Origin of the sequence: Paraclostridium benzoelyticum, assembly GCF_001006285.1 — a bacterium.
Taxonomy (GTDB): Bacteria; Bacillota; Clostridia; order Peptostreptococcales; family Peptostreptococcaceae; genus Paraclostridium; species Paraclostridium benzoelyticum.
Genome location: NZ_LBBT01000290.1, coordinates 1 through 4,646, shown reverse-complemented (window position 1 = coordinate 4,646; position 4,646 = coordinate 1). Strand labels below are relative to the sequence as shown.

General features: G+C 27.0%; 3 protein-coding genes and 1 other annotated feature. Of the genes, 1 reads left to right on the top strand and 2 read right to left on the bottom strand.

All coding sequences use genetic code 11. From position 1 onward, the window contains the following. Positions 1 to 116: 116 nt before the first annotated feature. Positions 117 to 1,496: a YjiH family protein gene (locus VN21_RS14425; protein ID WP_226896718.1), complete on the bottom strand. Its 1,380-nt coding sequence runs from the start codon at positions 1,494 to 1,496 to the stop codon at positions 117 to 119. Positions 1,497 to 1,581: 85 nt separating this feature from the next. Further along, positions 1,582 to 1,798 (bottom strand) — a binding site (T-box leader). A 175-nt stretch (positions 1,799 to 1,973) separates the two neighbouring features. Here VN21_RS14425 and VN21_RS14420 point away from each other — a divergent pair. Then, positions 1,974 to 2,573: a hypothetical protein gene (locus VN21_RS14420; protein WP_046823880.1), complete on the top strand. Its 600-nt coding sequence runs from the start codon at positions 1,974 to 1,976 to the stop codon at positions 2,571 to 2,573. A gap of 44 nt (positions 2,574 to 2,617) precedes the next feature. Here the strand turns inward: VN21_RS14420 and VN21_RS14415 are convergent, their stop codons facing one another. Then, on the bottom strand, positions 2,618 to 4,531 hold the full coding sequence (locus tag VN21_RS14415) for an ABC-F family ATP-binding cassette domain-containing protein (RefSeq protein ID WP_046823879.1): 1,914 nt from the start codon (positions 4,529 to 4,531) through the stop codon (positions 2,618 to 2,620). Between the last annotated feature and the right edge of the window lie 115 nt (positions 4,532 to 4,646).

Here is a 4,646-nt window from a genome sequence, read left to right as displayed (position 1 = left end):
AACCAAAGTAATCAAGTATATGACAAATAAAAAAAATACTTTGCTTATGTCGACATAATATTGATTAAAATTGAAATTAAAAAAGATGGTCTATTTGACCATCTAAGATTTTACTATTACTTTAATATTAACTTAGCTAATATCGTTATAATTGGTAAAGCTATTAAAGTTCTTGTCAAAAATATAATAAATAAATCTTTTAAATTTAATGGAATATCTGATTTTAATATAACTGCACCTGTTTCTGTTAAGTATAGAAGTTGCGTTATAGATAGCGCTCCTATTATAAATTTCGTTAATATATCAAAGTGATCACCTGATACCATTATAGAAGGTAAAAACATATCAGCAAATCCAACTAATACAGCTGGTGCAGCTTCTACGGCATTAGGTATTTGAAGTAACTTAAGTAAAAATACTACAGGGAATGATATCCAAGTAAATATAGGTGTAAACTCAGCTACTATAAGCGCAATGGTCCCCCATGCCATTACAAGAGGAAGTAAAGCTAAGTACATATCTACAACAGTTTTAAATCCATTTTTAATGATTAGATTTAAAGACGGTGCATTTTCAGCTCTATTTAAAGCCTTAGATAAAGCAAATGAAAATACATTCTCATTTGCTGGAATAAGGTCCTCTTTTAAATGGTCTACATTGTTATAAGTTTTATCTTTAATATGAGCTAAAGGGTATATACGAGGCATTATAATAGCACATGCTAAAGAAGCAACACAAACACAACCGTAAAAAGGAACAAACAAGCTCATTAATCCTAACTGATCAGCTATAACTGTTGAGAAAGGTAAAGATACTAATGAAAAACAAACAGATATTATACAAGCTTCTTTTGCAGTATAAAACCCTTGTTTATATTGGGTATTTGTTATCATAATACCAAGAGTACCATCACCCAACCAAGACGATATAGCATCTACAGCAGAACGGCCAGGAACTTTAAATATATTATACATAAATTTAGAAATTAAAGTTCCCACAAAATCCATAAGACCAAAGTCTACAACTAAAGGTAATAAAAACCCAGAAACTAAGAAAATTGCTAAAAGGCTAGGCAAAATTCCTAAAATTGTTTGTCCAGTAACTTCAGACTTAACAAATTCAGGTCCAAACCCTAAAACTGTCATAGATACAAATATAGCACCTAATACTCTAAAAGATAACCAAAATAAAGGAACATCTAGTATACTTTTCAGAAAATCATTTTTAATGTTCACAAATTTACTTAATATAGATAAAAGTGCTGAGAAAACAATTACTATAAGTGCTATATAATCTAAATAATTAGAAAATGATATTTTTATTAATTCAGCTAAAAATCCAATTCCTATGTTTATTGAAGAAATTCCTTCAATTTGTACCATACTCCCATATGGAAGAGGTACTACAAATAATATTAATCCTAATAATGATGGGATTAAAAACTTAATAAAACTATTCGATGTAGGTTTGTTATAAAAGCTAATTTTCTTCTCCATAAAATAATATCTCCTTTTGAATTTTATATTAAAACGTTTTTATAAATGCATTTATTTTTAAATTAAAAAAGTCCCTTGGCAAAAGCCAAGAGACGAAAATTTCCGCGGTACCACTCTGGTTGATAGAAATAAAAAATCATTCTATCCACTTAATCTCTTAAGGCGAGAAAACCTATAGTCATACTTAGTTTCAAACTATATTCTCAAAAGCTCTCTTCACAATAAACTTCATTACTAGGCTCACACCAACCCTAGTTCGCTGAAAATCCATTTAGAGTTACTCTCTTTTTCACAGAATTTTTTAATATTTATTTTATATTATCGTAATAAAAAAAATGAATATTGTCAATAAAAAAAATGAATTATTTAAAAATTTCCAAAATAGCAATGAAATAATGATAGAATTTTAACAAGGATAGAAGCATAAAATATATTAAACTATTAATAAGAAATAAAATTTAGTTTGGGGGGATGTTCTTGTCTAATAATTATGAAAAAGCAATAGATTTCTTAGAGAATGGGGAATACACAGAGGCTAAAGAATATTTTTTAAAATCATATGAAGAAGGATTTAAAAAGTCTTTGTATTACTTGCGAAAAATTAGAAAAGAAGAGCGAGAATGCGAAAAAGTAGTAAAAAATTTAACATATGATAAAATAAAAAGTAAACTTGGATATGGAGTAGAAATACCAACACATTTTGAAAAGTTAAACACTATAGATGATAAATGCTTTGATACTATAACTATAGAAAAAGATGAGGATTTTGGTTTTTATAATATAAAAACACATGGATTTTTAATAGAAATACCAGATGGTTGTATTGATTTAGTTTCTATTGATTCTGTTATAAAAAATATGTCAAATATAGATGAAGTCAGAAATTATAAAAATGAAAAAATAAGTGGAAAAATAATAGTAAGCAAGTCTATTCAAGGAACTATAAACTACACATTAATTACTTATGGATATAAGGGTATATATGAATTTAAAATAGATGTGGATGAATTTTTAGTTGATGAATATAGAGGTATTATAGATTATATTTTTGACAGTTTCTATATATCTGAAGATTAAAAGATAACTATAAATTAAAAATGACCTTTTAAAAGGTCATTTTTTTAATTTGTATTTTTATTATTTTCAATTTCTTCAGCTAGATTATTTAAATATTCCCATCTTTCATATTTAAACTCAAGTTCTTTTTCTAATTTTGACTTTTCATAAAGCATTTCTTGTAACTTAGTAAAATCAGTTGAATATTTATCTAAATTATCATCAATAGATTGAATTTTATTTTCAAGAGAAGATATATCATTATCTATATTATCAAATTCTCTTTGTTCATTAAATGTGAATTTTAATTTTTTATTATTTTTAGGTTTTTCTTTTTTTACTTCGTTTTTAGGTTTTTCTTCAACAATTTCAATTTCGTCAGGTTGACTTTCTTTAAATATTAGATAGTCACTATAGTTACCAGTAAAAATATCTATTGCACCATTTCCGCTATATGCAAATATTTTATTACATATTCTATCTAGGAAATATCTATCATGAGAAACACATATGACTACGCCTGGAAACTCATCTAAATAATCTTCAAGTCTATTTAAAGTTTCTATGTCTAAGTCGTTTGTAGGCTCATCTAAAAGAAGTACATTAGGTGCAGACATTAAGGTTCTTAAAAGGTGAAGTCTACGTCTTTCTCCACCTGAAAGTTTTTTGATAAGTGTATATTGCATAGTTCCGTCAAATAAAAATCTTTCACATAGTTGAGATGCAGTTATCTTTTGACCATCAGAAGTTTCTATGTAATCACTGACTTCTTTAACATAGTCTATAGCACGCATTTCTAAATTCATATGAGCATCATCTTGAGAGAAACATCCGATTTTTACTGTTTCACCAATTTCTATATGACCAGAGTCTGGATTTAACTTACCATTTAATATGTTTATTAAAGTTGATTTACCTATACCGTTTTTACCTATTATTCCAATTCTATCAGTTCTAGCAATTGCATACTCTAAATTGGTGATTAATTTTCTTTCTCTAAATGATTTAGATATATTATGAATTTCTATAATTTTTTTACCAAGTCTACTTGATGCAGTAGTTATTTCAAGATTTTCATTTTTTGATAAAACTTCAGTATTAACAAGGTCATCAAATCGTTGGAGTCTAGCTTTTTGTTTAGTTGTACGAGCACGAGCACCTCGTCTAACCCAAGCAAGTTCAGTTCTTATTAAGCTTTGTCTTTTTTGTTCCATACTAGATTCTAGAGCTAATCTTTCTATTTTTTTCTCAAGAAATGCAGAATAATTTCCATCATAACTAAAAAGTCTACCCTTATCAAGTTCAACTATTCTATTTGTAACTCTATCTAAAAAATACCTATCATGAGTTATCATAAGTAATGATAAGTTTTTGTTATTTAAATATTCTTCTAGCCAATCTATAGTATCATTATCTAAATGGTTTGTAGGCTCGTCTAAAATTAATAGCTCACAAGGTGTTATAAGTGCTGACGCAAGTGATATTCTTTTTCTTTGACCTCCAGATAATTCAGCAATTTTTTGATTAAAATTACTAATACCAAGCTTTGTTAAAACTGATTTTGCTTCGCTCTCAAGGTCCCAAAGATTAAGAGCATCGATTTTTTCTTGTAATTTTATTAAATCATTATTTAAATCCTCATTAAAACTCTCATTTAAGTTGTCTAATATACTTTGATAATCTCGAAGTAGTTTCATTTCATTAGATGTTCCCTTAAAAACTTGCTCAAGAACGGTAGCATTTTCATCATAATATGGATTTTGAGGAAGGTATTCTATCCTAACTTTATTAGGTTTAGTTAAAGTACCACTATCAGGTTCTTCTGCACCTGATATTATTTTAAGTAAAGTAGATTTACCAGTACCATTGACACCTATAAGGCCTATTTTTTCTCCATCATTTATTCCTAATGATATATTGTTAACTAGTACTTTTTCAGAGTAACTCTTTGTTATATTTTCTAATGTAATTAAGTTCATTTTATCACCCTTATAGTTATTTTAATTTACTAAACTATTATAACAGTTTTTGTATTATATAGGAATTTAAAAAATATAATAACAGTATGTGTACATACTATAAAATAAAATGAAA

What these genes read in the sequence shown, in the direction of transcription:
- VN21_RS14425 (WP_226896718.1), bottom strand. Translation starts at nt 1,496, where the DNA reads ATGGAGAAGAAAATTAGCTTTTATAACAAACCTACATCGAATAGTTTT.
- VN21_RS14415 (WP_046823879.1), bottom strand. Translation starts at nt 4,531, where the DNA reads ATGAACTTAATTACATTAGAAAATATAACAAAGAGTTACTCTGAAAAA.